Annotated in this window: 1 protein-coding gene; it reads right to left on the bottom strand. The window is 72.3% G+C overall.

The window, feature by feature from the left end:
• Positions 1 to 989: biotin carboxylase N-terminal domain-containing protein (locus AB0C29_RS49150; RefSeq protein ID WP_360835364.1), on the bottom strand; the 989-nt coding region annotated here is incomplete at its 3' end.
• Between the last annotated feature and the right edge of the window lie 262 nt (positions 990 to 1,251).

The following is a 1,251-nucleotide window of genomic DNA, read 5'->3' as shown; positions in this document are numbered from 1 at the left end:
GGGCCGGTCAGCCGCCCGCCGCCGGCCACGTGCAGCTGGAGCCGGACCAGGTCGGTGCCGGTGGTGATCTCGGTGATCGGGTGCTCGACCTGGAGCCGGGTGTTGACCTCCAGGAAGGCGAACAGCTTCTCGCCCGGGTGGTAGAGGAACTCGACGGTGCAGGCGCCGCGGTAACCGACGGCCACGGCGAGCCGCTCGGCCGACGCCTTCAGCTCGGCGGTCTGCTCCGGGGAGAGCACCGGGGAGGCCGACTCCTCGATGACCTTCTGGTTGCGCCGCTGCACCGAGCAGTCGCGCACCCCCAGCGCCCACGCGGTGCCCTGCCCGTCGGCGATGACCTGCACCTCGACGTGGCGGGCGCCGGTGACCAGGCGCTCCAGGAAGACGACACCCGAGCCGAACGCCCGCAGCGCCTCCTGGCTGGTGCGCTCGTACGCGTCGGCCAGGTCCGCACCCGAGGCGACCATCCGGATGCCGCGCCCGCCGCCACCCGCGGTGGCCTTGAGCATCAGCGGGTAGCCGATCCGGTCCCCGGCCTGCAGGGCGTCCTCCAGCGTGGCGACCTCGCCGCGGCTCCACGGGGCGACCGGGACACCGACCTCCTCGGCGATCAGCTTGGCGCCGATCTTGTCGCCGAGCTTGCGCATCGCGTCCGCGCTGGGCCCGACGAAGGTGACCCCGACCTTCTCGCAGAGCTCGGCGAACGCCGGGTCCTCGGCGACGAAGCCCCAGCCGACCCACGCCGCGTCGGCCCGGGTCTCCACCAGCGCCCGCTCCAGCACGGCCAGGTCGAGATAGGGGCGCGCGGCGGCCGGACCCAGCAGGTACGCGTGGTCGGCCTCGCGGACGAAGGTCGCGGTGCGATCGGAATCGGTGTAGAGGGCGATCGTCTCGATCCGCGTCCCGGTTTCCGCCGAAAGATCCCGGACAGCGTGGATGAGCCGCATCGCGGCCTCTCCACGGTTGACGATGGCGACACGACTGAACACCGGCTGAGCCTCCCAAGCACAACGCACAGAAGGCGACGTCCGGGTCCCGGAGCGCCGCCTCCACCTGATCTCTACCCTCCTTGATTACCGGTGGGTACAACAATGCCGGGATCACGCATGCCGGAGCCCGGCTTTTGTGGGAACCCCACAAAAGCGCTTGGAACCGGGCCTCACAGGGTGCGCAGGGCCTCGGCCGGGGACAGGCGGGCCGCCCGGGCGGCCGGGTAGAGCCCGGCGAGCGCTCCGACCAGCAGCGCCGCCC

The sequence above is a fragment of the Actinoplanes sp. NPDC048791 genome (assembly GCF_040650095.1).
Taxonomy (GTDB): domain Bacteria; phylum Actinomycetota; class Actinomycetes; order Mycobacteriales; family Micromonosporaceae; genus Actinoplanes.
The sequence above is the reverse complement of the archived record's forward strand: the minus strand, read 5'-3'. Positions and strand labels throughout refer to the sequence as shown.